The 23,628-nt window shown below is 59.2% G+C and carries 22 protein-coding genes; 13 read left to right on the top strand and 9 right to left on the bottom strand.

The genetic code is table 11. The features are described 5' to 3' along the window. Positions 1-2: 2 nt before the first annotated feature. The 4 genes from rpmA to proB all read left to right on the top strand — a co-directional run bounded on the left by rpmA (position 3) and on the right by proB (position 3,183). Entirely contained in the window at positions 3-272 is a 270-nt protein-coding gene (rpmA, locus tag EOK75_RS03925) for a 50S ribosomal protein L27 (RefSeq protein WP_137192674.1), read from the top strand. A gap of 166 nt (positions 273-438) precedes the next feature. Continuing rightward, on the top strand, positions 439-978 hold the full coding sequence (locus EOK75_RS03920; protein ID WP_137192673.1) for a GNAT family N-acetyltransferase: 540 nt from the start codon (positions 439-441) through the stop codon (positions 976-978). 76 nt (positions 979-1,054) lie between these two features. Next, entirely contained in the window at positions 1,055-2,077 is a 1,023-nt protein-coding gene (gene obgE / locus EOK75_RS03915; protein WP_137192672.1) for a GTPase ObgE, read from the top strand. After that, positions 2,065-3,183 carry a glutamate 5-kinase gene (gene proB, locus EOK75_RS03910; RefSeq protein ID WP_168199139.1) on the top strand — a complete coding sequence of 373 codons (1,119 nt, stop codon included), beginning with the start codon at positions 2,065-2,067 and terminating at the stop codon, positions 3,181-3,183. Before obgE ends, proB begins: the two co-directional genes overlap by 13 nt. 13 nt (positions 3,184-3,196) lie before the next feature. Here proB and EOK75_RS03905 read toward each other — a convergent pair whose 3' ends face one another. Genes EOK75_RS03905 through EOK75_RS03890 form a run of 4 tightly spaced genes read right to left on the bottom strand, consistent with a single transcriptional unit; the run spans position 3,197 to position 7,485 of the window. Next, complete coding sequence (locus tag EOK75_RS03905) at positions 3,197-3,829, bottom strand: ABC-type transport auxiliary lipoprotein family protein (RefSeq protein ID WP_137192671.1); 633 nt, start codon at positions 3,827-3,829, stop codon at positions 3,197-3,199. Positions 3,830-3,847: 18 nt separating this feature from the next. Then, complete coding sequence (locus EOK75_RS03900) at positions 3,848-5,566, bottom strand: MlaD family protein (RefSeq protein ID WP_137192670.1); 1,719 nt, start codon at positions 5,564-5,566, stop codon at positions 3,848-3,850. 3 nt (positions 5,567-5,569) lie between these two features. Further along, entirely contained in the window at positions 5,570-6,364 is a 795-nt protein-coding gene (locus EOK75_RS03895) for an ABC transporter ATP-binding protein (protein ID WP_137192669.1), read from the bottom strand. After that, positions 6,361-7,485 carry an ABC transporter permease gene (locus tag EOK75_RS03890; RefSeq protein ID WP_137192668.1) on the bottom strand — a complete coding sequence of 375 codons (1,125 nt, stop codon included), beginning with the start codon at positions 7,483-7,485 and terminating at the stop codon, positions 6,361-6,363. Before EOK75_RS03890 ends, EOK75_RS03895 begins: the two co-directional genes overlap by 4 nt. Before the next feature lie 131 nt (positions 7,486-7,616). On the opposite strand from EOK75_RS03890, the gene EOK75_RS03885 reads away from it, so the two are divergent. Beyond that, positions 7,617-8,879 carry a glutamate-5-semialdehyde dehydrogenase gene (locus EOK75_RS03885; protein WP_137192667.1) on the top strand — a complete coding sequence of 421 codons (1,263 nt, stop codon included), beginning with the start codon at positions 7,617-7,619 and terminating at the stop codon, positions 8,877-8,879. A gap of 38 nt (positions 8,880-8,917) precedes the next feature. Here the strand turns inward: EOK75_RS03885 and kce are convergent, their stop codons facing one another. The 3 genes from kce to EOK75_RS03870 are packed head-to-tail and all read right to left on the bottom strand — an operon-like array spanning position 8,918 to position 11,547. After that, positions 8,918-9,850, bottom strand: a complete 933-nt coding sequence (gene kce, locus EOK75_RS03880; RefSeq protein ID WP_137192666.1) for a 3,5-dioxohexanoate:acetyl-CoA acetone transferase — start codon at positions 9,848-9,850, stop codon at positions 8,918-8,920. 26 nt (positions 9,851-9,876) lie between these two features. Next, positions 9,877-10,773 carry a 3-hydroxyacyl-CoA dehydrogenase NAD-binding domain-containing protein gene (locus EOK75_RS03875; RefSeq protein ID WP_137192665.1) on the bottom strand — a complete coding sequence of 299 codons (897 nt, stop codon included), beginning with the start codon at positions 10,771-10,773 and terminating at the stop codon, positions 9,877-9,879. A 15-nt stretch (positions 10,774-10,788) separates the two neighbouring features. Next, on the bottom strand, positions 10,789-11,547 hold the full coding sequence (locus EOK75_RS03870) for a GntR family transcriptional regulator (RefSeq protein ID WP_240794015.1): 759 nt from the start codon (positions 11,545-11,547) through the stop codon (positions 10,789-10,791). A 188-nt stretch (positions 11,548-11,735) separates the two neighbouring features. On the opposite strand from EOK75_RS03870, the gene EOK75_RS03865 reads away from it, so the two are divergent. The 8 genes from EOK75_RS03865 (at position 11,736) to EOK75_RS03835 (ending at position 20,269) form a co-directional block, all read left to right on the top strand. Next, a complete protein-coding gene (locus EOK75_RS03865) occupies positions 11,736-12,719 on the top strand; it encodes a DctP family TRAP transporter solute-binding subunit (RefSeq protein WP_137192663.1) in 984 nt (327 codons plus the stop codon). 61 nt (positions 12,720-12,780) lie between these two features. Next, the gene (locus tag EOK75_RS03860) at positions 12,781-13,272 is read left to right on the top strand and encodes a TRAP transporter small permease (RefSeq protein WP_137192662.1); all 492 of its coding nucleotides are present in this window, start codon (positions 12,781-12,783) and stop codon (positions 13,270-13,272) included. Between the two features lie 3 nt (positions 13,273-13,275). Continuing rightward, positions 13,276-14,544 carry a TRAP transporter large permease gene (locus EOK75_RS03855; protein WP_137192661.1) on the top strand — a complete coding sequence of 423 codons (1,269 nt, stop codon included), beginning with the start codon at positions 13,276-13,278 and terminating at the stop codon, positions 14,542-14,544. A gap of 29 nt (positions 14,545-14,573) precedes the next feature. Next, complete coding sequence (locus EOK75_RS03850) at positions 14,574-15,341, top strand: SDR family oxidoreductase (RefSeq protein ID WP_137192660.1); 768 nt, start codon at positions 14,574-14,576, stop codon at positions 15,339-15,341. Positions 15,342-15,541: 200 nt separating this feature from the next. Next, complete coding sequence (locus EOK75_RS03845; protein WP_240794014.1) at positions 15,542-17,155, top strand: OpgD/OpgG family glucan biosynthesis protein; 1,614 nt, start codon at positions 15,542-15,544, stop codon at positions 17,153-17,155. Beyond that, complete coding sequence (locus tag EOK75_RS20735; RefSeq protein ID WP_168199138.1) at positions 17,152-17,322, top strand: hypothetical protein; 171 nt, start codon at positions 17,152-17,154, stop codon at positions 17,320-17,322. The genes EOK75_RS03845 and EOK75_RS20735 overlap by 4 nt, the downstream gene beginning before the upstream one ends. A gap of 12 nt (positions 17,323-17,334) precedes the next feature. Further along, on the top strand, positions 17,335-19,113 hold the full coding sequence (gene mdoH, locus EOK75_RS03840) for a glucans biosynthesis glucosyltransferase MdoH (RefSeq protein ID WP_276612517.1): 1,779 nt from the start codon (positions 17,335-17,337) through the stop codon (positions 19,111-19,113). Further along, complete coding sequence (locus EOK75_RS03835; RefSeq protein WP_137192659.1) at positions 19,100-20,269, top strand: OpgC family protein; 1,170 nt, start codon at positions 19,100-19,102, stop codon at positions 20,267-20,269. The genes mdoH and EOK75_RS03835 overlap by 14 nt, the downstream gene beginning before the upstream one ends. 73 nt (positions 20,270-20,342) lie before the next feature. Here the strand turns inward: EOK75_RS03835 and EOK75_RS03830 are convergent, their stop codons facing one another. Further along, positions 20,343-22,520 carry a TRAP transporter permease gene (locus tag EOK75_RS03830; RefSeq protein WP_137192658.1) on the bottom strand — a complete coding sequence of 726 codons (2,178 nt, stop codon included), beginning with the start codon at positions 22,518-22,520 and terminating at the stop codon, positions 20,343-20,345. Positions 22,521-22,622: 102 nt separating this feature from the next. Further along, the gene (locus tag EOK75_RS03825) at positions 22,623-23,600 is read right to left on the bottom strand and encodes a TAXI family TRAP transporter solute-binding subunit (protein ID WP_137192657.1); all 978 of its coding nucleotides are present in this window, start codon (positions 23,598-23,600) and stop codon (positions 22,623-22,625) included. Positions 23,601-23,628: the final 28 nt, after the last annotated feature.

Below are 23,628 nucleotides of genomic sequence, written 5' to 3'. Positions count from 1 at the left end.
CCATGGCACATAAAAAAGCTGGTGGTTCATCCCGTAACGGCCGCGACTCAGCTGGTCGCCGCTTGGGCGTGAAACTGTTTGGTGGCCAAGTGGCTATTCCGGGCAATATCATCATCCGTCAACGTGGAACCAAGATGTTCCCGGGTGAGGGTGTTGGCATGGGCGTGGATCACACGATCTTTGCCAAGGTCGAGGGTCACGTCACCTTCAAGAAAGGCCTCAAGGGCCGCACCTTTGTTTCTGTGCTTCCAGCTGCGGAAGCAGCCGAGTAAGCCAACCGTTACAAAGACATGTAACAAGGGGATCGGCTGCAAGGCCGGTCCCCTTCGCATTTCTGGAGGGGGATGCGAAGCTGTATGGTCCGTGCCTTTCATTTTGGCGCGGGTTCCCTAAACAAGTCGGGGAAACGACCCCGATGTGCTTTCGGAGGAGGGCGCGATGATCTTGCAAACTATTGAAGTCAGGGACGAGATTGCGGCAGCGCGGTTCGTTCTGCGGCCAGCCCGTGTGTCGGATGCGGGGCTTTTGGCCCTTCATGCCGGTGATATGCGGGTTGCGGCGAACACCAGCTCTATTGCGCATCCGTTGCCGCCCGGCGCGACCGAGGCGTTTATCGCCCGCGCCATGACCTCTGACACCACTGAGCGTGTTTGGGTTATGGATGGCACGATCCAGGGCTTGCCCGAGGTATTTGGCGTGATTTCGCTAAAGCAGATGGACCGGGACCAATCCGAAATCGGCTATTGGGTCGCTCCGGCGTTTTGGAACACCGGCTACGCCTCTGAGGCGGTTCAGGCGCTGATGAATACCAACCCGTTGGGCAATAAGGCGGTCTTTGCGCAGGTCTTTCAGGATAACCCCGGGTCGGCGCGGGTGCTGACCAATTGCGGTTTTGATTATCTTGGCGATGCTGAAAGCTTTAGCGTGGCGCGCAATGCGCGGGTACAGACTTGGACTTATCTGCGCAAGATGGGTTGAGGGCATCGCTGTGACTTGAGATATGCGGCGGGTTCCTGTATCGGCTTGGTTTGAACCAATCCAGAAGGCCCGCCCCATGAAATTCCTTGATCTGTGCAAAGTCTACATCCGCTCCGGTGGCGGCGGATCGGGGTGTGTTTCGTTCCGGCGCGAGAAGTTTATCGAATTCGGCGGGCCGGATGGCGGCGACGGCGGCAATGGCGGCTCTGTCTGGGTGGAGGCCGTGGATGGGCTGAACACGCTGATCGACTTCCGCTATCAGCAGCACTTCTTTGCCAAGTCGGGCCAGCCCGGCATGGGCAGCCAACGCACTGGCAAAACCGGTCAGGATATCGTGCTGAAGGTTCCCGTTGGCACCGAGATTCTGGATGAGGATGAGGAAACCGTTCTCGCCGACCTAACCGACGTGGGCCAGCGTGTGCAGCTTGCCAAAGGTGGCAATGGCGGCTGGGGGAATTTGCAGTTCAAATCCTCGACCAACCGCGCACCAAGCAAGGCCAACCCCGGCCAAGAAGGGGTGGAGCGCACGATTTGGCTGCGCTTGAAACTGATCGCGGATTCCGGTCTTGTCGGCTTGCCGAATGCTGGGAAATCCACGTTTCTGTCAAGCGTCTCCAATGCGCGGCCAAAGATTGCTGATTATCCTTTCACCACGCTGGTGCCCAATCTGGGTGTTGTCGGCATCGACGGGCATGAATTTGTGATGGCCGATATTCCGGGCCTGATCGAGGGGGCATCTGAAGGCCGTGGCCTTGGTGTGCAATTCCTGGCGCATGTGGAACGCTGTTCGGTCTTGTTGCATCTGGTCGATGGCACCTCGGAAAATGTGGCCGAAGATTACCAAACCATCGTGACCGAGCTGGAAGCCTATGCCGAGGAGCTGGGCGACAAGCCCCGCATCACCGCCCTGACCAAGATCGACGCCTTGGACGAAGAAACCCAAGCCGAGCGGCTGGCGGAATTGCGGGCTGTTGCAGGCGATGTCTTTGCAATCTCGGGGGTGTCTAATGAGGGCCTTACCGAAGTTTTGCGCAGTATTTACGCCCAGATTGTTGCGGGGCGTGTTGTCGAAACGGATGACGCACCTTGGCAGCCATAATAGCACCCGAAATCGGGCAGGCGAAGCGTCTGGTTATCAAGATCGGGTCTGCGCTGTTGGTGGACCGGGCCAAGGGGCTTCGGCGCGATTGGCTGGCGGGGCTGGCGCTGGATGTCGCGGCGGCCAAGGCGGGGGGGGCGGATGTTATTCTGGTCTCCTCGGGGTCGATTGCCTTGGGGCGTACGGTTCTGGGCCTGCCCTTTGCCGAACTGGCGTTGGAGCAATCACAGGCAGCGGCAGCCGTCGGGCAGATCCGGCTGGCGCGCGCCTATGAAGAGGTTCTGGCCCCGCACGGGATCACCACGGGGCAGGTCTTGGTCACGCTGGAAGATACCGAGGATCGCCGCCGCTATTTGAACAGCCGCGCTACGTTGGAAACCCTTTTGGGCTTGGGCGTGGTGCCGATTGTGAACGAAAACGATACGGTCGCCACCGATGAAATCCGCTTTGGCGATAATGACCGGTTGGCCGCGCAGATTGCGGTGACGGTGGGCGCGGATCAGTTGATCTTGCTGTCGGATGTTGACGGATTTTATTCGGCCAACCCCAAAGAGGACCCTTCCGCCATCCGCTTTGACGTCATCGACCATATTACTCCTGCGATTGAAGCGATGGCGGGCGATCCTATTTCCGGCCTGTCAAAAGGCGGGATGAAAACCAAACTGCTGGCTGCCAAAACGGCGATTGCGGGTGGTTGCGCGATGGCGATCATGGAAGGCTCTGCCATTCGGCCCTTGCAGGCGTTGATGGAAGGGGCGGCGCGGACTTGGTTTGTGCCGCAAGCCAACCCGCAGCAAGCGCGCAAACGCTGGATAAATGCAATGAAACCGCGCGGCGATGTGCATATTGATGCGGGGGCGGTGGCCGCGCTGATGGCGGGAAAATCACTGCTGCCTGCGGGGGTGACAATGGTCACGGGCACCTTCGGGCGCGGGGATCCGGTTGCAATTCTGGCCCCCGACGGTGCTGCCATGGGCAAGGGGTTGATGCGCTACACGGCGGCAGAGTCGCGGGCGATTGCGGGCCATAAATCGGGAGAGATCGAAGCGATCCTAGGCTCCGTTGGCCGGGCCGCTTTGATCCACCGCGATGATATGGTTATCTGAAACGCAAGCCGGGCTAGCGTTTCAGCCCGATGTTCAAACTTGCCAGCACCCATTGTGTCACCTCTGACAGCATTGCCTGATTGGCGGTGTTGAACCCCTCAACAAGGGCGAGCGTCTCGGTTGAGGCGACATTCGCGCTGCTGGTGAAGCTGCGCGATGACAGGACACGGGCGTCATCCTCGCGCACCAGTCGGGCGGTCAGGCGCAGGCGGATCGTGGCGGCCTTGCCATCTGCGGTGGTTTCGGCCTGAAAATCCGTCAGCTCCGACAGCAGCGCGTAATCCCCCGATGCGCCCAGCGGCCGACGCCCGACAAAGCGGAAGGCGTTGCTATCTTCAAGGCTGCGGACCATCAGGGTTTGCAGCATCGTCGGGGTTTCCTCGGTCCATTTGGCCTCGGGCAGATAGGCGGCTTGCAGCGGATGCGGACGGATCAAAATGCGGTCGGTTGCCAAGGCGCCGGGGGCGGTTGGCAGCTCCACCACAACTTGGCGTGCGGATGTGCTGCGGGCTTGGGGCGGGCTGGCGGGGGCGTTCAGGTCATAGGCGTCAAGCGGCGTGGCCGCCCCGCTGAGCACCGAAATGGCAGAGCATCCCGGCAGCAAGGCCACGGTGCAAAGAGCAAGCAGGAGGGGGCGCAGGGTCATGGGCGGGCCTCTTTCAGATTAGCGTTTGTAAACAGGGGTATCGCCCCCAAGGAAGAAGCGCGTAGGGTCACGCTGGATTTGTCTGGTCAGCCGGTCGAGGTTGCTGATCAGTTCGCGGGTTTCGCGTGCCAGCCGCGTGAACTGGGGCAGGGCGGTCGTCGTAAAATCACGGATTGGCGTGTCTGAGGAGGCAACCAGCTTGGAGACCCTCTCAAAGGTTTCGCGCGCGGCATTAGAGGCGGCTGTCAGATCTGATGTGACCTGCGGGATCGCATCCGAGACCCCTGCAATCGCCTTATCAAGCCCGTCGATTGTGCGGCGCAAATCGGCGGTGATCGTGGCGATATCCTCATTGATAATACGGTCGGCACCGTCAAAGGTTTTCTCGGCGGCGACCAAGGTGCGTTCGCCAACCTCCAGCGCCGAATTGATCGCATCCAGCGTGGTATTGGCGCGGGTAAAGCTGTCGGTGACGGCGGTAAGCGAGACACTGGCATCATCCATCAGCCCGTCAACCTTGCCACTGGCCGAGGTGAGCGCGGTGCCGACATCGGTCATCACCTGATTGGCGGTCGCGGTTGCGGTGCGGATATCTGCCACCATTGCGGGCAGATCGGATTGGGCGGCGCGGGCAATCGGGGCAAGGGCGGCGCGGGCCTCGGCCACCAGCTCGGCGCCGTCCTTGGTCACCAGATCATCAAAGCTGATAGAGGCCTGATCCATCAATTCCAGCGTGGTGTTCAATTGCACGATCATCTCGTCGGTGGCTTTGATGGTGGCTTCTGCCTCAATCAGGCGGGTGGTTGCTATTTCGCCGGTACGCTTGAATTCGGCCATCATTGCGCGCGCATCCTCGCCCACGGTTGCAATCTGGGCGCGGGTTTCGGCCAAGCCGTCAGAAAGCTCTTTGGTGATACGGGTCAGATCCTCGGTGATATAGGTCTGCGCTGCGGCCATCGTTTTGGTGGTCTCATTCAACGTGTTTTCTGCTGTTGAAACGGTGGTCTTGGAACCCTCGGCCAGCTCGGCGATAGAGATCAGCGTGGTATCAGCGGTATCGAACAGCTTTTCGGCCTTGGACGTTAGCCCTTCGAGCATGACGTTGAAGTTTGAAATCTCGATCGCGAAGCCGGAAACCGCACTGGCCACGATCGAAAAATCATCCAGGGACTGGGCAAATTCATCCGAGGCCAGTTCAAGATTGGCAAGGATATTATCGACCCGCCCGACGTTCTCTTCGGTGATCAGGCCGCTGATATCGCGGACCAGACCCAAAACCTCAGAGACCAACTCGGGTGCATCTTCGGACAGGCTTTGCAGCAAGGAGCGGCCCGGTTCAATTTGCGGGACGTCCAGATCGGATGTATCGCGCAGCAGCGGCTCTGCAGGCTCCCCTGCGCTGATCCCGACATAGGAAACTCCGGTGACGCCCTGACTTTCGATGGTGGCAACCGAGCCGGTGCGCACGGGCGTATTTTGCGCCACCTCCAGCCGTGCGACAATGGTGCCGTCCCCGTCGGGCGACAGTTTTACATCCACCACCTGACCAACCGGCAGTCCCGCAAACCGCACATCCGACGCCCGCGCCAAGCCCGAGACAGAGGTGAACTTTACATCGTAATAGGCGAATTGGCGGTCAAGCTCTACCCGCGCGAACCAAAGGGCAAAAGCAAGCATGCCCACAAACCCAAGGATCGTGAACAAGCCGATCAAAACGTAATTTGCTCTGGTTTCCATGGTTTAGCGGTCTTTCTTTGCAGGTATGGCATCACTTGCCGCGCGGGCGCGGGGGCCGTGGAAATATTCATGCACCCATGGATGTTCTACATCCAGCATCTCTCGCATGGTGCCGGTCACCAGCACCTTCTTTTCGGCCAATACGGCAATACGGTCGCAGGTGGCGTGCAGTGTATCAAGGTCATGGGTCACAAGAAACACCGTCAACCCCATGGTCTGGGAAAGCTGGCGGATCAGGATATCAAATTCGGACGCGCCGATGGGGTCCAGCCCCGCCGTTGGTTCATCCAGAAACAAGATTTCCGGGTCAAGCGCCAGCGCGCGGGCAAGGCCTGCCCGTTTGCGCATCCCGCCCGACAGTTCGGACGGGAATTTATCGCCTGCATTGAAGGGCAGGCCGGAAAGTGCGATTTTAAGGTCGGCCATCTGGCGGCGCAAATCTGGGTCCAACCCTTTGACGGCGCGCATCGGCACCTCGACATTTTCGCGCACGTTGAGCGAGGAAAACAGCGCGCCATCCTGAAACATCACCCCCCAGCGACGCTCCAACGCTTGGCGGTCATCCTCGGAGGCGGTGCGGACATTGGTGCCCAGCACGTCAATCTCTCCGGCTTTGGGGATTTGCAGGCCCGCGATGGTGCGCAGCAAGACGGATTTGCCGGTCCCCGATCCGCCGACCACGCCCAGCACCTCACCTCGGTAGACATCCAGATCCAGATCGTCATGCACCACATGGCTGCCGAATTGGTTGCGCACCCCACGCACCCGGATCACGGTTTCTTTGGGCGTATCCGTCATACCCCCACCTGTGCGAAAAATACCGAAAACACCGCGTCGATCACGATCACGGCAAAAATAGCGGTCACAACGGAATCGGATGTTTTCTGCCCCAAGCTTTCCGCATTGCTGCCAACCTGCATCCCTGCATGGCAGCCCACAACCCCGATGATCAGTGCGAAGAACGGGGCTTTGATCATGCCCACGGCCAGATGCCAAATGCCGGTATTCTCAATCAGCCGGGTCTGGAACATCCCCGGTGAGATCCCCAGATCAATCCATGACATCAAGGCGCCCCCGATCAAGCCCGAAAGATTGGCAATCAACCCCAAGATCGGCAGCATGAACAGCAAGGCCAATATGCGCGGCACAAAAAGCGCTGTCGCCGGATCAATGCCCAGCGTGCGCATCGCGTCAATTTCCTCGCGCATTTTCATCGAACCGATTGCGGCGGTAAAGGCCGATGCCGTCCGGCCCGCGACGATAATCGCCGTCAACAAAATCCCCAACTCGCGCAACACCGACACCGCGATCAAGTCGACGACAAAGACCTCGGCCCCGAATTGGCGTAATTGGGTAGAGCCTTGGAACGCCAGCACAACCCCGATCAAGAAGGACATCAGCGCCACAATCGGCACAGCCTTAACGCCGACCTCTTGGCAATGATGGACGAGGGCGGTCATGCGAAATTCGCTTGGGTGGCGCAGGGTGCGTGCCAAGCGGTGCAGGAAAATGCCGAAATAGGCCAGCAGCTCGGTCGCGAAGCCGGCAGCCTTTGCAACGGCGCGGCCCACGTCCTCTATCCGGTCGACCAGTGTTTTTGGCTTCAGGCTTTGGCTGTCGGGTTTTGGCATCGCCTTGCGCACGGTGGCCAGAAGCGAGGCGGTATCATCATTGGTGCCGGTCAGGGTGAAAGGATGTGTGCTGGCCGTTTCGGCCGTCACAATCGCCCAAGCCGCACTTGTATCCAGCCGTGTCACGCCCGAAATATCCAGCGCAACCGGCCCCTGCGCCACGGCCTCTGTCAACGCGTGGTTGAGGGAGGTCAGACCCGCCAAGGAGAACGCGCCGCGCAAGGTGATATGCGTGGTGCCGTCCTGCCGGGCCGTCTCAATCTGATGTGTTGGCGAAATTTCGGTCACAAGGGGGCGTTACCTGATGTTTTCACTTTTGCTATCATACCCTTATTTTCGGGGCCATTCCCTTTGTCCCTATGATTGCCAGAGGTGGAAATAAAGTCTATCTCGGTGGCATAAATACATTGGGGGCGGGCATGAATACGCAAAATTCGACGGATATGATGGATGCGATTGGCCGCGCGGCCCGTGCCGCCGCCGCCGAGCTGGCTTTTGCAAGTGCCGAGCGCAAACATGCCGCCCTGATTGGTGCGGCGGATGCGGTTTGGGCGGCGCGGGACGAGATTATCGCGGCCAATGCCAAGGATATGGAGTTCGGGCGCGAAAAGGGTCTGTCGCCTGCGATGCTCGACCGTCTGGCGCTGGATGAAGATCGCATTCGCGGCATCATGGACAGCCTGCGCAGCGTGGCCGAACAGCCCGACCCTGTTGGTCAGGTCATCACCGAATGGGACCGCCCGACGGGGCTGCATATCCAGCGGGTGCGCACACCTTTGGGGGTTGTCGGGGTGATCTACGAATCGCGGCCGAATGTGACGGCGGATGCGGGGGCTTTGTGCCTCAAGGCCGGCAATGCGGTGATTTTGCGCGGCGGGTCTGAAAGCTTTCATTCCTCAACTGCGATCCATGCCTGCATGGTCAAAGGCGCTGTGCAAGCGGGGCTGCCTGCGGCCGCGATCCAGCTGATCCCGACGCGTGATCGTGACATGGTGGCGCAAATGTTGCGCGCGGTGGAGTATATTGATGTGATCGTGCCGCGCGGGGGCAAGGGCCTTGTCGGCTTGGTGCAGCGTGAGGCGCGGGTGCCGGTTTTCGCGCATCTCGAAGGGATCTGCCATATCTATGCCGATGCCGATGCCGATCTGGAAAAGGCGCGGCGCGTGGTGGTGAATGCCAAAACGCGGCGCACAGGGATTTGCGGTGCGGCGGAATGCCTGCTGATCGATCGCGGGTTCTGGGCCAAACACGGCGCGGTTCTGGTGCAAGACCTGCTGGATGCAGGCGTTGAGGTGCGCGGTGAGGGCGAGATCGCCGAGGTGAAAGGCGTGGTAAAAGCCGCGCCAGAGGACTTCGGGCAGGAGTTTCTGGATATGATCATCGCCGCACGTTTGGTCGACGGTGTTGACGGCGCGATTGCCCATATCCGCGAATTCGGCTCCAACCATACCGAGGCGATCCTGACCGAGAATGACGCCACCGCGGCCCGCTTTTTCCAACGGCTCGACAGTGCGATCCTGATGCGCAACGCCTCGACGCAATTCGCGGATGGGGGGGAGTTCGGCATGGGCGGCGAGATCGGCATCGCAACCGGCAAAATGCATGCCCGCGGGCCGGTTGGTGCCGAACAGCTCACCAGCTTTAAATATCTGGTCACCGGCGATGGCACCTGCCGGACCTGAAAAACGGGGGCATGTTTGCGCATGCCCCCATTAGGGGCCTAAAAACCCACTTCGCTGGCGCCCTTCAGGTGAAGGATCTCACGTGCTTCATCAGGGGTTGCGACCTCTAGGCCCAGCCCTTCGATGATCTGGCGCACGGCCTTGACCTGTTGGGCGTTGCTGGTGGCCAGCTTGCCCGGCCCGGCCCAAAGCGAATCCTCCAGCCCCACACGCACATGGCCCCCCATCGACGCAGACATCGCCGCCGCATTCAACTGGTTGCGACCCGCGCCCAGAACCGACCAGCGGTAGCTGTCGCCAAAGAGCCGGTCTGCTGTGCGTTTCATATGCATCATATCATCGGGATGCGCGCCAATTCCGCCCATCAAGCCAAAGACTGTCTGTATAAACAGCGGCCCTTTGACCAATCCCTCATCCACGAAATGCTTGAGGTTATAAAGATGCGCGGTGTCATAGCATTCAAACTCAAACCGCGTGCCATTGGCCCCCAGCGTGGTCAGGATATGCTCGATATCGGCAAAGGTGTTGTGGAACAAAATGCCCTTGTCGCTAAGGTATTTCTGTTCCCATTCGTGTTTCAGATCATTGCCGAACCGCTTGAGCATCGGAAAGAGGCCAAAATTCATCGACCCCATGTTTAGCGAGGCCAACTCCGGCTTCCATGTGGCGGCGGGGGCGACGCGTTCCTGAATGGACATGGTGGGGGCGCCGCCGGTGGTGATATTGACCACACAATCAGAGCGTTGCTTGATGACCTGCAGGAAGGGACGAAAACCCTCGGGGGTTTGGTCGGGGCGGCCATCTTTGGGGTCGCGGGCATGCAGGTGGACTACCGCCGCACCCGCCTCGGCGGCACCGATGGCGGCTTCGGCGATCTCGCTGGCGCTGACGGGCAGATGTGGTGACATCGACGGCGTGTGGATCGCACCTGTGACGGCACAGGTGATGATGACTTTGTTCTTGGTACTCATGGCGGATTCTCTCTCCCTAAATTCCGTTATTCTTTTAGAAACTGCGCCAGCGCGGCCAGTTTCGCATCGCGGGCCCTTGTGCGTTCGGGCACCTCTTCGGGCGGCGGCATTGCGGCGGCAACACGTTCGGCGGCGGTGTCGGTAAAGGCCTCGCCGCGTGCGGCGCTATCGCTTAGCCGCGCCATTGTGGGGCCGTAGCGGTCCAGATAATCGATCACCCCGCCCGGCGCGTTGAGGTTAATCGTGGCCATTGGCCCAAGCAACGTCCAACGGCGGCCAAGCCCGTGGCAGATGGTATCGTCAAGACCTTCCGGCGTGACGATGCCCTGTTCAATCAGCGACAAGGATTCTGCCAGCAGCACCGCCTGCAAACGGTTCAGAACAAAGCCGTCGATCTCACGGCTAAGCCGGACGGGTACCTGTGCGACGGCATGCATCAAGGCCTCGGCGCGGTCCATGGCCTCGGGGGCGGTGTCCTCGCTGGGGCAAAGTTCGACCACCGGCACGACATGGGGCGGGTTGACGGGATGGGCGACCAGAATACGGTGACTGCCCGCCAGCCCCTTGGCAAAGCTGGAGGCGACAAGCGCCGAACTGGACGAGGCAAGAATCGCATCGGGCGGGGCCAGCCGGTCAAGATCGGCATAGATCTGACGTTTGATCTCAAGCTTTTCGGGGCCGTTTTCCTGAACCCATTCGACGCCTTCAACCGCGGATGCCATATCGTCGCAGATGGTGACATTGGCGAGTGCTGCCGGATCATCGCCGCTGAGGGTGCATGTCTGGGCCAATGTGTCTGGCAATTGCGCGCGCACTTCGGGGGACGGATCCCACAGGCGCACTTGGCAACCGGCACGCGCGAAAACCACGGCCCATGCACGGCCAATCAGGCCACTTCCGATTACGGCAACGGTTCTTGTCATGTAACGTCCTTTTCTTCAGTCGTTTTCATTGGGGTTCAATGTGTTCTCGGCATGCCAGCCAAGAACGGTGCGTTTTAGATCATTGGCGGCATCCCTGATATCGCGCACGATAGCATTGCGCAGCGCCTCGGCATTGCCTTCGCGCAGCGCCTCGAGTGCCGCGCGGTGGCTGTCCATCGAGCTGTCAAAATGGTACGGTCTAATGACGGCAAGCCGTATCAAGGGGCCGATCCGAACCCACATCGCCTCAATCAAGGATAGCAGCACGGGGCGACCGGCGGCCCCGTAGATAAGCGAGTGAAACCGCCAGTTGTTTTCAAGATACATATCGACGTCATCTGTTTCGGCGGCGCGCTGCATCAGATCGAATGCATTGTTGATAAGCCGCATCTGCGGCGGGTTGCCCTCACTGATCGCCAGTGCGGCTGCAAAGCCTTCCAGATTGATGCGGATATCGCGAATATCGAGCAGCTCTGCATCTGTGGGGATGGGCACACGCAAAACGCGGTTGCCGCCGAACACCTCCAGCGCGCCATCGCTTTGGAGTTGCCGCAGGGCTTCGCGAACGGGGGTGACACTTGTGCCCAACACAAAGGCGGCTTTGCGAAGGCTGATTTCCTCTCCCGGGCGGAAATAGCCGCTCATCAAGGCTTCGCGAAGGGCGCCGTAGATCAGTGATTGCGCCGTCGCCCCTTCCTTGAGCGCCAGTGGACGCATCCGGGACCAGCCATCGGTTGCAAGGCCTTTCGGTGAATGTGGGGCTTTTCCAGTCAAACTGTGATCTCATTTTTAAGAATAGGTAATTGTGTAGATGGTTTCGGCCTTCTGTCAACGTATATATGGCCAAAAAATTGTATTGACTGAAAGTTGCTTCAAGAACTAACGTAAACCGTGATCACGGTTCGCCCGTGTTCGATCGATCAATGGGGGGCAGTCATCGATTGCTCAGGAGAGGAAAAAATATGCGTAACTTTACTTTTGCTGTCGCAACAACTGCGGCATTCGGGCTGATGGCAAGCGCGGCTTTCGCGCAGGCAACCCGGACATTTGATGTAAGCCTGTCGGTGGGGCCGAAATCGCATTATGCAATAGGCATTCATAAATTCGGCGAAGAGCTGGAGCGTCTGTCCGAAGGCCGTATGACGATCCGCCCGCATTACGACAACGCATTGGGCGCCGAGCGTGAAGTGGTGGAAGGCATTGGTTTTGGCCTTATCGACATGGGGATCACCTCTACGGGTCCGATGGGGGGCTTTGTCGATGACTATATGCTCTTTGATCTGCCTTATATTTTCACCAGCCCTGAACATGCCCATGCCTTTTTGGACAGCGAGCATGGTGATGCATTGGCACAAAAGCTGGAAGAGGCTGCCGGTGTCAAAACCCTTGGCTGGATGGAAAACGGCTTTCGCCACAATACCAACAATGTCCGCCCGCTGCATACGCCGGATGATCTGGAAGGTATCCGCCACCGTACGCAAGAAAGCCGTGTGCAGGTTGATACATGGACTGCTTTGGGGGCAAACGCCTCTCCGATGGCGTGGACTGAGGTGTTCACAGCGCTGCAGCAGGGCGTCATGGACAGTCAGGAAAACCCGATCCCTGCGATTTACGATGTCAAATTCTATGAGGTTCAAAAGTATCTGAACCTGACAGGCCATGTTTATTCGCCGGGGCCTCTCATGATCGGTGCGCAACTTTTCAATTCGCTGTCCGATGCCGATCAGGCAATCATCATGGAAGCGGCCACGATTGCCGTGCCGGTTCAGCGCGCGGCATCGCAGCGCCTGGAATCCGAACTGGTTGTCGAGCTGGAAAAGCTGGGGATGACGGTCACTCGGCCTGATCTGGCCGCCTTCCGTGAACGGGTTGCGCCGGTGATCGCGGAATGGAAACCGGTTGTTGGCGCAGAGCTGGTGGATAGCGCGATCAACTTCAAGCCGTAATCAGGGCGGGTCCGGCAGCGTGTCCGGGCCCGACACACCAAGGAATTAAGGGGGGATGCCGATGCAGATCGTTCTGCGAAATGTGGTCCGCGGCATTGACCGCATAAACTGGCTGTGCGGATGGCTTTTGGCGCTGTTGTTGCTGGTGATGACTGTGCTGATCAGCTGGCAGGTTTTTGCGCGCTATGTGATGGGGAATTCCCTGACATTCTCGGAAGAGGTCGCGCGGTTTTCCATGGTCTGGATGACAATGCTGGGTGCGGGCTATGCTTATCGCTACGGCTCGCTGATCTCGGTAGAGCTGCTGGCCGATATCGGGGGGCGGCGGTTTTCCAAATTCTTGCGCTTGGGCGTCGCGGTGATCTCTTGCATCTTTGCTTGGGTCTTGCTGACCCAAGGCATCAATATCGCAGAGCGGGTTGCCGGTCAGACCGCGCCCAGCACGCGGGTTTCCATGGCCTGGCTTTACGGTGCCATGCCTGCGGGCGCGGCGCTGATTATGCTCAATGCTGTGGCGATCCTTCTCGACGCCTTTATTGCCAAGGAGGATTGACCCATGATTGCATTGCTTTTTGGCCTGCTGCTGTTGCTTTTGCTGATCGGTGTTCCGGTGACGTTCTCGCTTGGGCTCGCCGCCATTGCAACGATCTGGCAGGGAGAGATCATGCCGATGCTGATCGTCCCGCAAGAGATGATCCGCTCCATCAACTCTTTTCCGCTGCTGGCGATCCCCTTCTTTATTCTTGCGGGCAACCTGATGCAGCAGGGGGGTATTTCGCACCGTCTGGTTGATTTCTCGCGCACGCTTGTGGGCGGGATGAATGGCGGCTTGGCGATGGTGGCCATTGTGACTTCGGCGTTTTTCGCGGCGATCTCGGGATCTGGGGCGGCGACCACAGCGGCGGTCGGGGCGATCTTGATCCCTGCGATGATCGCGCAGGGGTATAACGGGGCCTATGCGGCGGCCAATCAGGCAGCCTCGGGGGCGCTGGGGGTGATTATTCCGCCCAGTATTCCGCTGATCCTCTATGCGATTTCGGCGAATCAATCGGTAGGCGATATGTTTGCCGCGGGGTTTATGCCCGGTTTCGTCGTGGTTGGCGCGCTGATGGCCTATGCCTATTTCCACGCGCTGAAACACCCGGCATCGCGGGATGAGCCTGCAAGCCTTGGGGATGTATTTCGCGCGGGCCGCAAGGCGATCCTTGCGCTGCTTATGCCCGGCCTTATCCTTGGCGGGATCTACGGCGGCATCGTCACGCCGACCGAGGCGGCTGTCATCGCGGTGGTCTATTCCTTCGTCATCGGCGTGGTGGTCTACCGTGAATTGCCGCTGCGCGAGATCCCGACCATCTTGCGCGATTCCGCCGTCACATCCGCCGTGGTGGTCAGCATCATCGCAACGGCGGGGCTTTACGGGCGCATCATCTTGTCGTTGCAGATCCCGACGATCATTTCGGATTTCGTTGTGGGGGCCATCGACAGCCCCTGGGTGTTCATCATCCTCGCCAATCTCTTGCTGCTTTTCGTCGGCATGTTCCTTGAGGCTGCCGCCGCGATCCTGATCTTCACGCCGATCTTGCTGCCGATCGCCCTTAGCTTCGGGTTCCATCCAGTGCATTTCGGGATCATCATGGTCGTCAACCTTGCCATGGGGATGTTCACGCCCCCCGTCGGATTGAACCTGTTCATCGCATCGCAAATATCGCGCATCTCAATTGCAAGCCTGTCGCGCGCGGTACTGCCCTTTGTTGGCCTTATCATGGTGGTTTTGATGATCATCAGCTTTGTGCCGTGGCTGTCATTGGCGCTGACGGGCCGTTAAGGCCGTAATTCCTAGAAAGGACTGAATAAATGGATCTTTTTCTTGAAGGCTCCCGGGTTATTGTTACAGCCGGTGCAGGGGGCATCGGGCGCGCCATCGTCGAGGCTTTCCTTGCTGCGGGTGCCAAGGTCGCGACCTGCGATATCGATGAAGCGGGGCTGGCCTCTTTGCCGGATGGTGTTTGGCACCGCCGGGTGGATGTTGGCAAATCGGCGGATCTGGCGCAGTTCATCGATGCCGCCGCCGAGGCGCTTGGCGGGGTGGATTGCTTGGTCAACAATGCAGGCATCGCAGGGCCTACAGCGCGGATCGAGGATCTTGATATCGCTACGATAGAGCAATGCATCTCGCTTTGCCTGACCAGCCAATTCGTGACCATCGGTCGCGCCGTTTCGCATTTGCGCCAAAGCAAAAATCCGTCGATCGTCAATATATCCTCGCTTGCGGGGCGTCTGGGGTTCAAGCTGCGCAGCCCCTATGCAGCGGCGAAATGGGGGGTAGTTGGCCTGACCAAATCCATGGCGATTGAGCTGGGCCCCGACAAGGTGCGCGTCAACGCCATCCTTCCCGGCATAGTCGCGGGAGAACGTCAGTGCAAAGTTCTGGGCGCGCGGGCAGAGGCACGGGGGATCTCGTTCGAGCAGGCCGAGGCCGAGGCTTTCTCTTTCACCTCCATTCAGGATTATGTGACGCCAGAGCAGATCGCCGATCAGGTGGTTTTCCTTGCCAGCCCACGCAGCAAGACAGTTTCGGGGCAGGCGATCTCGGTCTGTGGTGATACAGGGATGCTGGGGTAATTCCAGCAGACCTTCGCGCGGGGTCGCGAGTGTATCGTTAAGATCCGGGGAATAAAGCCACGACGGCCAAAACAGGCGAAACCGGCAGTCTTTTGCCACCTAGAAGCGAAAGATTGCCATTTGAAAAATGATGCCCATTGCACCTTTCCACGATTGGCCCTTATTAGCGCTATCAACTTGGCGCTCGTTGGGGGTTTTTCGTGGAAAAAACAGATAAGTTTCGGGGTCTTGCCTCGCGGGGTGGGGTGATCGGCCGGCGGCATTTTCTGGCAGGTTTATCGACCTCTGTGGCCGCATCCGCACTTTTCACAGCAAATACAGTCTTTGCCCAGGAATCGCAGGCCGTGGAAGGTCCGGAGTTCAGCTTTGACAGCCTGACAGAGCGCATGCGCCTACGCAGCAAAGAACCCTACCGCAAGCCCAAACCGGTCGAGGGATTCGTCGCCGATCTGGATTATGACGGCTATCAGATGATTCGATATCGCCGTGACCAGACCCGTTGGGAAGGCGAGGGTCAGATCTTTGGCCTGCAAGCCTTTCACCTTGGTTGGCTGTTCGAAGAGCCGGTCGCGATCCATGAGGTTGTCGACGGCCGTGAAGTCACGCTGGGCTTTACCACGGCGGATTTTGAATACGGCAAGGGGATCACACAAGATATCCCCGAAAATGCTCCGATGCCCGGTGTTGCGGGCTTCCGGCTTTTGTCGCCCCTCAACCGTGTGGACCGTTTTGACGAATTGATCGCCTTTCTGGGGGCCAGCTATTTCCGCGCCCTCGGTAGCGCCAATGTCTACGGGCTGAGCGCGCGCGGGCTGGCGGTGAACACCGGCCATTCCGATGGTGAGGAATTTCCGCGTTTCTCCGAGTTCTGGCTGGAACGTCCCGCGCCGGGATCGGATGCTGTTGTTATCTATGCCGCGCTAACCAGCCCATCGGTGACTGGCGCCTACCGCTTTGTGGTCCGCCCGGGGGATACCACGGTGGTTGATGTCACCGCGCGGCTGTTCTTGCGCAAGGATATCGCGCAGCTTGGCATTGCGCCGATCACCTCGATGTTTCTGTTTGGCGGCAGTGATCCCGACGAGCAGGATGATTTCCGTGCCGCGGTTCATGACAGCGAGGCGCTGATCCTGAATACCCGCAGCGATGAGACCTTCTACCGCCCGTTGAACAACCCGCCGCGTCTGTCAAACTCATACCTTGGCGCGCAAAACCCAGGCTCGTTCGGGTTGGTGCAGCGCAGCCGTCGCTTTGACGATTACCTCGATGCCGAGGCACATTACGAAAAGCGGCCCTCCTTGATGGTAGAGCCGCTTGGCGATTGGGGAGGCGGCACCGTGCGTCTGGTGGAGATCCCCTCGCAGCTTGAGGGCAACGACAATATCGTGGCCTTCTGGGTGCCCGATGGCGAGATGCGGGCAGGGCGCGAGTTGGAAGTGTCCTACCGTTTGCATTGGGGCATGAATCCGCCCGGCGACGCGCATCCGGACCGCGCCCGCATTCTGCGCACCCGCGTGGGTGAGGGCGGCGTCGCGGGTGTCGAGGAAAAGAACGGTCGGCGGAAATTCGTCGTTGATTTCGCGGGCGGTCTTTTGCGGGAACTATCCGGCGATGCCGACGTTATCCCCCAAGTAAGTGCCATCAACGGAAATGTGACCCAAGTGGTGTTGAGCCAGATCAGCGGTACGCAAACATGGCGTTTGGTTGTGGAAGTCGAATCTGCGGCAGGGGCTGTGGTCGAGCTCAAGGCCAGCTTGTCGGGCTATGGACGCGTTTTGTCCGAGACATGGCTTTATCAGTGGATGAAAAAATGAACGTAGACCTGAAAACCGATTGCGAAGACCCCCTCCCTGAAACCGTTCAGGCATGGGCGCCACCTGTGGCCCCCTTGGCAATGCCGCGGCAGGTGCTTGAGCAGCCCAGAAGAAGGGGCTTGATCGACCAGCTTGCGATGATCCTTTTCCCGCGTGAGCATATCTAAAGGGGCTGATGATTGTCATTTCGACTTTCCCCCGCGCACCGGACAATCGCCCTGAGAATAGGGGCGATGGCCTTTGCCGTATTGGCGGCTTTGACCGCGACGGTCCTGCTGGTTGAGGCCGCCATACAGGACGGGCTGGACCTATGGGATATCGCGCGGGCGACCTTGATTTTGGTGACGACCGCTTGGTTGGCATGGGGGGCCGCCCTTGCCTTGGTCGGGTTGCCGGGCCGCCGACATATCCCCACGGCGGTAGAAATCACAGCGCCGTGCCCCAAGACCGTCGTCTTGATGCCGATTTATAACGAGGACCCAACCGCCACTTTCGCGCGGATCGCCGCGATGCACCGTTCTATCATTGCGGCGGGTTTGACGCTTGATATCGCCATCCTGTCCGACACCCAAGACCCCACAGCCGCCGCGCAAGAGCGCATCGCCTTCGCACGGCTTTTGGCAGAAACCGATGGTCGCATATTTTACCGCCGCCGGACGGATAATCGGGGTCGCAAGGCCGGCAATATCGAGGAATTCATTCGCGGGTCCGGCGGCGCTTATGAGTTCGCGGTGATCCTCGATGCGGATAGCTTGATGGAGGGGGAAACCCTGCGCATCCTGATCGCGCGGATGCAGGCCGATCCGGATCTTGGCCTGCTCCAGACCTTGCCGCAGATCATTGGCGCGCGGTCGTTTTTCGGGCGGTCGATGCAGTTTTCCTCGGGGTTTCACAGCCCGGTTTTCACGCGCGGACTGGCGCGATTGCAAGGCGTTGCCGGCCCGTTTTGGGGCCATAATGCCATCGTGCGGGTGCGTGCCTTTGCAGCCAGTTGCGCCATGCCGGAGCTGACCGGCCCGCCGCCCTTTGGTGGTCATATCCTAAGCCATGACTATGTCGAGGCGGCGCTTTTGGCGCGCGCGGGCTGGAAGGTTCAGGTCGATGAGACCATCGGCGGATCGTTTGAGGGCGGGCCGGAGAATATTATTTCTTATGCCAAGCGAGATCGCCGTTGGTGTCAGGGCAACCTGCAACATATCCGCCTGTTGTTCGCGCCGGGCATGAAGGGCTGGAGCAGGTTTGTCTTTTTGCAGGGCATCTTTGCCTATTTGGTCTCAGTGCTTTGGGCCGCGTTTCTGGTCGCCTCTATCCTTGCGACCATGATGGCACCGGAGCCGGATTATTTCCCGCAACCGCATCAGCTTTTCCCCGTGTTTCCCAGTGATCGTACCAAGCAGATCACGGCGCTTGCGGTCGGTATTGGCGGGCTTTTGATTGTGCCAAAGCTTTCGGTTCTGATCGGGGCAATCTTTTCGGGCCGTGCGGAAGGGTTTGGGGGCGCGCGTCGCGCCGCGCTATCCGTGATGTCCGAAATTTTGCTAAGCTCGCTGCTGGCGCCCTTGATGCTGATGTATCAAACCCGCGCCGTGGCACAGGTTTTTGCCCGCAGGGACGGGGGCTGGCCCGCAAGTTCCCGCGCCGAGGGGGTGCTTCCGCTGGCGTCCTCCTTGCGGGATGGGGCGTGGATTACGGTAACCGGTGGTGTCAGCCTTATCATCGTGGCTGTGCTGGCCCCGAAGCTGAGCCTTTGGCTGTTGCCGGTTTGCGTGCCGATGCTCTTCGCCCCGTTTTTGATCGCCTGGACATCGCGAACTTTGACCCACTCGCTTTTCACGGTCCCGCAAGAGCGCCAATCCCCTGCAATCGTAACCGCCTATGAAGCGCAGCTTGCGCGCTGGACGGCTGATGTGCACAGCCTATCCCAAGAAAACGGGGCCGACCTAAATGTCACAGCCTAACACCGTGGTCCCTCGCCCCCGAGATCCGCGTATTGATGCCTTTCGCGGGCTGGCCTTGATCATGATTTTCATCGATCATGTGCCTGGCAATCCTTTTGAGTATTTCACCATCCGCAATATCGGTTTTTCCGACGCGGCCGAGGCATTCTTTGTCATGTCAGGCGTGGCCGCAGGGCTAGCCTATAGCGGGCGTTTCTTGCCGCAAAATATCGCGCGAAACGGGATTTGGTATGGGGTAGCGCCGATCTGGCACCGGGCCTGGGTGCTCTATCTGGTGCAGATATTTCTGACCGTCTGGGCGATCGCGATCTATTCCGGTGGGGCATTGTTTTTTGACATTCCCGCGTTGATCACCCAGATCAACCTGCGGCAGGTTTACGAGAACACGCAGGCCGCCTTGATCGGCATTCCGGCCCTGACGCATCAGCTTGGCTATGTCAATATCTTGCCGGCCTATATGGTGCTTTTGGCGGTCACGCCCTTTGCGATTATGCTGGGGCTGCGGCAGCCGTGGCTTTTGGCAGCGGCATCTGTGCTTATGTGGTTTAGTGCGGGGTTATGGCGGCTCAACCTGCCCAATTTCCCCAATCCGGGCGGGTGGTTCTTTAACCCGCTTGCGTGGCAGCTGGTCTTTACCTGCGGGCTGCTGATCGGCCTGTCATTGGGTCGCAAGGAAAGGTTTGTGCCCAGATCACGGCTGTTGTTCGGGCTATGCCTCGGGTTCTTGCTGCTGGTTTTTGCATGGCGTCATGTGCCGGGCGTGGGCTCTTTTCTGAACCATCAGATGGCGCGTTTGGGGGCTGCAGGCGTGCCTTTCCACCTTGTGTCACATGACAAGACCTTTCTTGCGTTGCCGCGTTTGTTGCACTGTCTGGCGCTGGTCTATGTGCTGTCTTGTTCCGCTTGGGTGTTTCGGGCGACGGCCAGTGGGGGCGGCGCACCCTTGCGGCTGCTGGGGCGCAACGGGCTGTTGGTCTTTGCATCAGGTACGCTTTTGGCGCTGGTGTTCAATGTGATCCTTGCGGGGGCGGGGGGGGCGATGCCCTATCCGGTTGTGCTTCCGCCTATGGGGATTTTCATGATGCTGGCAGTTGCGTGGATATTCGAAGCAGTTAGTTCCAAAAAACCGCGCACTGCTTATGCCGCAGCCCCTTGAGGCGCTTGTATTGCGAATAGGAACGCCGCGCCCTTATTCGGGGCGCGGCGTTTTTTTTGGCGAAGGCTGCTGGTCAATCCAGCCCGCGGGCCATGGTCTTGGGTGTCACAAACTTCTTTTGCAACGCCCAGACAAAGATGGCCGCAGCAAGCCCGATCCCATCAGTAATCCACCCACCTTCGATCATGCCCATCGCAGCCAGCAAAAGCACAATCCGCAAGGGGGTTGAAAGCGTGCCAAAGTACCAGCCCTGAACCGCGCTGGACAACAAGAAGATGCCAAAGCCTGCGGAAATCACCACATGCGCGATCTCGCCGCCGGTGCCTTGCATCAGCAACGCAGGCGAGGTGAAGAACATAAACGGCACCACAAAGGCCGCCAGCCCCATCTTGAAGCTTTCAACGGATGTCTTCATCGGGTCGGATTGCGCGATGGCGGCCCCTGCATAGGCAGCAAGCGCAACCGGCGGGGTGATGGCCGACATCACGGCAAAGTAGAAGATGAAGAAGTGGGCTGTCAGTGGCTCAATCCCCATTTGGATCAACCCGGGCGCGATCACCGAGGCCGCAACGGCATAGGCCGCCGTGGTGGGCATGCCCATCCCAAGGATGATCGACACGATCATCGCAAAGAACAGCGCGACCACCTGATTTTGATCCGCCAACCCCAGCAGCAGCGAGGAAAACCGCGTGCCGATACCTGTCAGCGCAATGACGCCCACGATGATCCCTGCGGCGGCACAAACGGCGACCAGTTGCAGGCTCATCTTGGTGGCGATCTCAAAGGCATAAAGGATAGACCGCGTGCCCATCTTATAGGGCGTCAACCAGCTGACCACTGCGGCCGAGGCCATGGCGAGCGTGCCTGCGCGAATGACCGAATAGTTCAGGAACAGCGCCGTGATCAGGATGATGATCGGCAAGAACAGATAGACCTGTTTTGCCAGCTTCTTGAACTGCGGCAGCTCTTCACGCGGAAGGCCTTTCATCCCGAACTTCTGGGCGTAGATATCTACATTGAAGAATACACTGGCGAAATACAAAAGCGCAGGGATGATCGCGGCAATTACAATCTCGGAATAGGCAATGCCGGTAATCTCGGACATGATGAAGGCACCGGCCCCCATGATGGGCGGCAAGATCTGCCCGCCTGATGATGCCGCTGCCTCTACCGCCGCCGCCGTTTGGGGTTTGTAGCCGACGCGTTTCATCAAGGGGATCGTCAGCGACCCTGTGGCCACCACATTGCCCGCCGAGGTGCCGTTGATCATGCCCATTAGGCCCGATCCGAACACTGCCACTTTGGCCGGCCCGCCGCGCTGGCCGCCCGCTGCGGCAAAGGCGAAGTTCACGAAATACTCCCCCACGCGCGAGGCTTGCAGGAAGGCTGCAAAGACCACAAAGAGGATGATGTAGGTAGAGGAAATCGCGGTTGTTGGCCCCAAAATCCCTTGATCGGTATAGATGTAGGTAAAGAAGCGCGACATCGAATAGCCACGGTGCTGCAAGATGCCGGGCAACCACGGGCCGATGAAGCTGTACAAAATGAACACAGCGGCAATCAATACCAGCGCAAGCCCGGCAAGGCGGCGCGTGGCCTCAAGGATCAGGATAACACCGGCAAGGGCGGCCAGCATGTCGGCGTCCTTTGCAAGCCCCGTGCCGGCGCGCAGCCGCAGGAAAGGCGCGTGATAGATGATGTAAAGTGCGACCGTGACCGCCGCCAAGGCAAGGAACACATCGGAAAGGTCAATGCGGCTGCGGTCGCGCCCCGGCACGACCCAGCCCATGACCATGAGCCAAATTGTGCCTGCAACCAGCGGATAGCCAAAAGACCAGACACCGTCAGTCTTGCCCGAGGCTTGGCTGATGCCAGCATCGGTTAAATAAAAGGAAACCACCGTCAGGAAGGCCACCGCAATGGCCACGGCACCCGGCGCCAGCAGTAGCATATAACGGCTTTGTGCCATCTGTTGTCGGGGCGTTTCTTCCCCAGTTTTGAAAAGACTGGAGGAAAACAGGGCGAAGGCAAGCGCCAGCCCGCCGCCGACATGGATAAGCCGGTAGACCCATGGCTCCAACGGGTAAAAATTCATCACCGCCACATGGAACATGGTGTAAAGCACGCAGAGGCCTGCAATCACCAAATGTGTGGTCCCAATCGGAATACGCTGATTGCCTGTATAGATCTCGGCGTCAACGCCGTCGGCAATGAGTGCAGGACCGGCGTCATCCTTTTCGGTGGCGGTCATCTTTTCCCTCCCCAGGAAACCATGGTTGAAATAGATATGCGCAGCGGGCCAAAGCGGCGCTGCAAAGGCGGTGGGCCCGAGCTTAGCCCGGACCCTTTGCGCTTACTTCAGATTGTCTGGAACAGTCAGACCTTTTTCCTCAAGGTACTTCACAGCACCGGGGTGGAAGGTCATGAAGGTGTTCTTGTCCCAGTTTTCCAGCAAGGTTTCCCGTGCGGCCGAATGGATTTGTACCATGCGGTCGGGGTTATCCATCGCCAGTTTGGTGATCTCATAGGCGAGGCTGTCTGGCATATCCTTATGCGCAATGGCAAAGTTCCACAGCGCGACGGTGTTCTGGTCATAGTCGTGACCCGCATAGGTATTGGCGGGAATGGTCAGAGGTGCCATCGCGGGATAGGCTTCAAGGATCTTTGGCAATTCTTCATCGTTGAAGCCGAACATGACCACGTCCTGCTGTGCTGCCAGCTCCGCAAAGGCAGAGATTGGCACACCGGCAGCAAAGGCGAAGGCATCGATCAAACCATCGCCCAACTGTCCGCCGGCATCCGAGGCGCCTGCGTTTGAAATGGTCGCCTCTACGCCAAGTGTTTCAAGGAACAGCGGCCAATAGGTGCCCGGTGTGCCGCCTGCAGGCCCTGCAGAGACGCGCTTGCCCGCCAGATCAGAGACGCTGGTGATGCCGCTGGATTTCAGCGCGATCACCTGAAACGGCGTTTGATACATCGGGAACAGCGCGCGGACGGATTTATGCTCCAACCCCGGGGCCAGTTCCGAGCGCCCGTTCCAGGCCTCATAGGCCGGACCCATTGTCACAAGCCCCATAAGGTGGTCGCCGGTTTCCACCAAGGTCACGTTCTGGACCGGGCCACCGGTGACTTCGCCAGTTGCCGCAAGGCCGACTGTTTCGTTCAGATATGAGGCAAAGCCGTTACCATAGATGAAGTAGGTTCCGCCCTGGCTTGCCGTGCCGATGGTCATGGAGTTCGGCCAACCGGTCTTGTCGACCTCTTGTGCCTGAACGCCGGAAAAGGCAAAAGACGCCGCTACGGCCAAAGCCGTTAGTTTCGTGAATTTCATGAGTTCCTCCCAAGGAATATATGGCTCC

Source organism: Pseudorhodobacter turbinis, from assembly GCF_005234135.1.
In the GTDB taxonomy this organism is placed as follows: Bacteria; Pseudomonadota; Alphaproteobacteria; order Rhodobacterales; family Rhodobacteraceae; genus Pseudorhodobacter; species Pseudorhodobacter turbinis.
Note: the sequence above shows the minus strand (reverse complement) of the source record. Positions and strands in the feature narration are given on the sequence as shown.

Excerpts from the sequence above, each read along its gene's own strand:
- EOK75_RS03920 (WP_137192673.1), top strand. The coding sequence starts at position 439 with ATGATCTTGCAAACTATTGAAGTCAGGGACGAGATTGCGGCAGCGCGG.
- EOK75_RS03885 (WP_137192667.1), top strand. The coding sequence starts at position 7,617 with ATGAATACGCAAAATTCGACGGATATGATGGATGCGATTGGCCGCGCG.
- EOK75_RS03875 (WP_137192665.1), bottom strand. The coding sequence starts at position 10,773 with ATGACAAGAACCGTTGCCGTAATCGGAAGTGGCCTGATTGGCCGTGCA.
- EOK75_RS03835 (WP_137192659.1), top strand. The coding sequence starts at position 19,100 with ATGTCACAGCCTAACACCGTGGTCCCTCGCCCCCGAGATCCGCGTATT.
- obgE (WP_137192672.1), top strand. The coding sequence starts at position 1,055 with ATGAAATTCCTTGATCTGTGCAAAGTCTACATCCGCTCCGGTGGCGGC.
- EOK75_RS03830 (WP_137192658.1), bottom strand. The coding sequence starts at position 22,520 with ATGACCGCCACCGAAAAGGATGACGCCGGTCCTGCACTCATTGCCGAC.
- EOK75_RS03825 (WP_137192657.1), bottom strand. The coding sequence starts at position 23,600 with ATGAAATTCACGAAACTAACGGCTTTGGCCGTAGCGGCGTCTTTTGCC.
- EOK75_RS03900 (WP_137192670.1), bottom strand. The coding sequence starts at position 5,566 with ATGGAAACCAGAGCAAATTACGTTTTGATCGGCTTGTTCACGATCCTT.
- EOK75_RS03905 (WP_137192671.1), bottom strand. The coding sequence starts at position 3,829 with ATGACCCTGCGCCCCCTCCTGCTTGCTCTTTGCACCGTGGCCTTGCTG.
- rpmA (WP_137192674.1), top strand. The coding sequence starts at position 3 with ATGGCACATAAAAAAGCTGGTGGTTCATCCCGTAACGGCCGCGACTCA.
- EOK75_RS03860 (WP_137192662.1), top strand. The coding sequence starts at position 12,781 with ATGCAGATCGTTCTGCGAAATGTGGTCCGCGGCATTGACCGCATAAAC.
- EOK75_RS03850 (WP_137192660.1), top strand. The coding sequence starts at position 14,574 with ATGGATCTTTTTCTTGAAGGCTCCCGGGTTATTGTTACAGCCGGTGCA.
- EOK75_RS03865 (WP_137192663.1), top strand. The coding sequence starts at position 11,736 with ATGCGTAACTTTACTTTTGCTGTCGCAACAACTGCGGCATTCGGGCTG.
- kce (WP_137192666.1), bottom strand. The coding sequence starts at position 9,850 with ATGAGTACCAAGAACAAAGTCATCATCACCTGTGCCGTCACAGGTGCG.
- EOK75_RS20735 (WP_168199138.1), top strand. The coding sequence starts at position 17,152 with ATGAACGTAGACCTGAAAACCGATTGCGAAGACCCCCTCCCTGAAACC.
- EOK75_RS03895 (WP_137192669.1), bottom strand. The coding sequence starts at position 6,364 with ATGACGGATACGCCCAAAGAAACCGTGATCCGGGTGCGTGGGGTGCGC.
- EOK75_RS03855 (WP_137192661.1), top strand. The coding sequence starts at position 13,276 with ATGATTGCATTGCTTTTTGGCCTGCTGCTGTTGCTTTTGCTGATCGGT.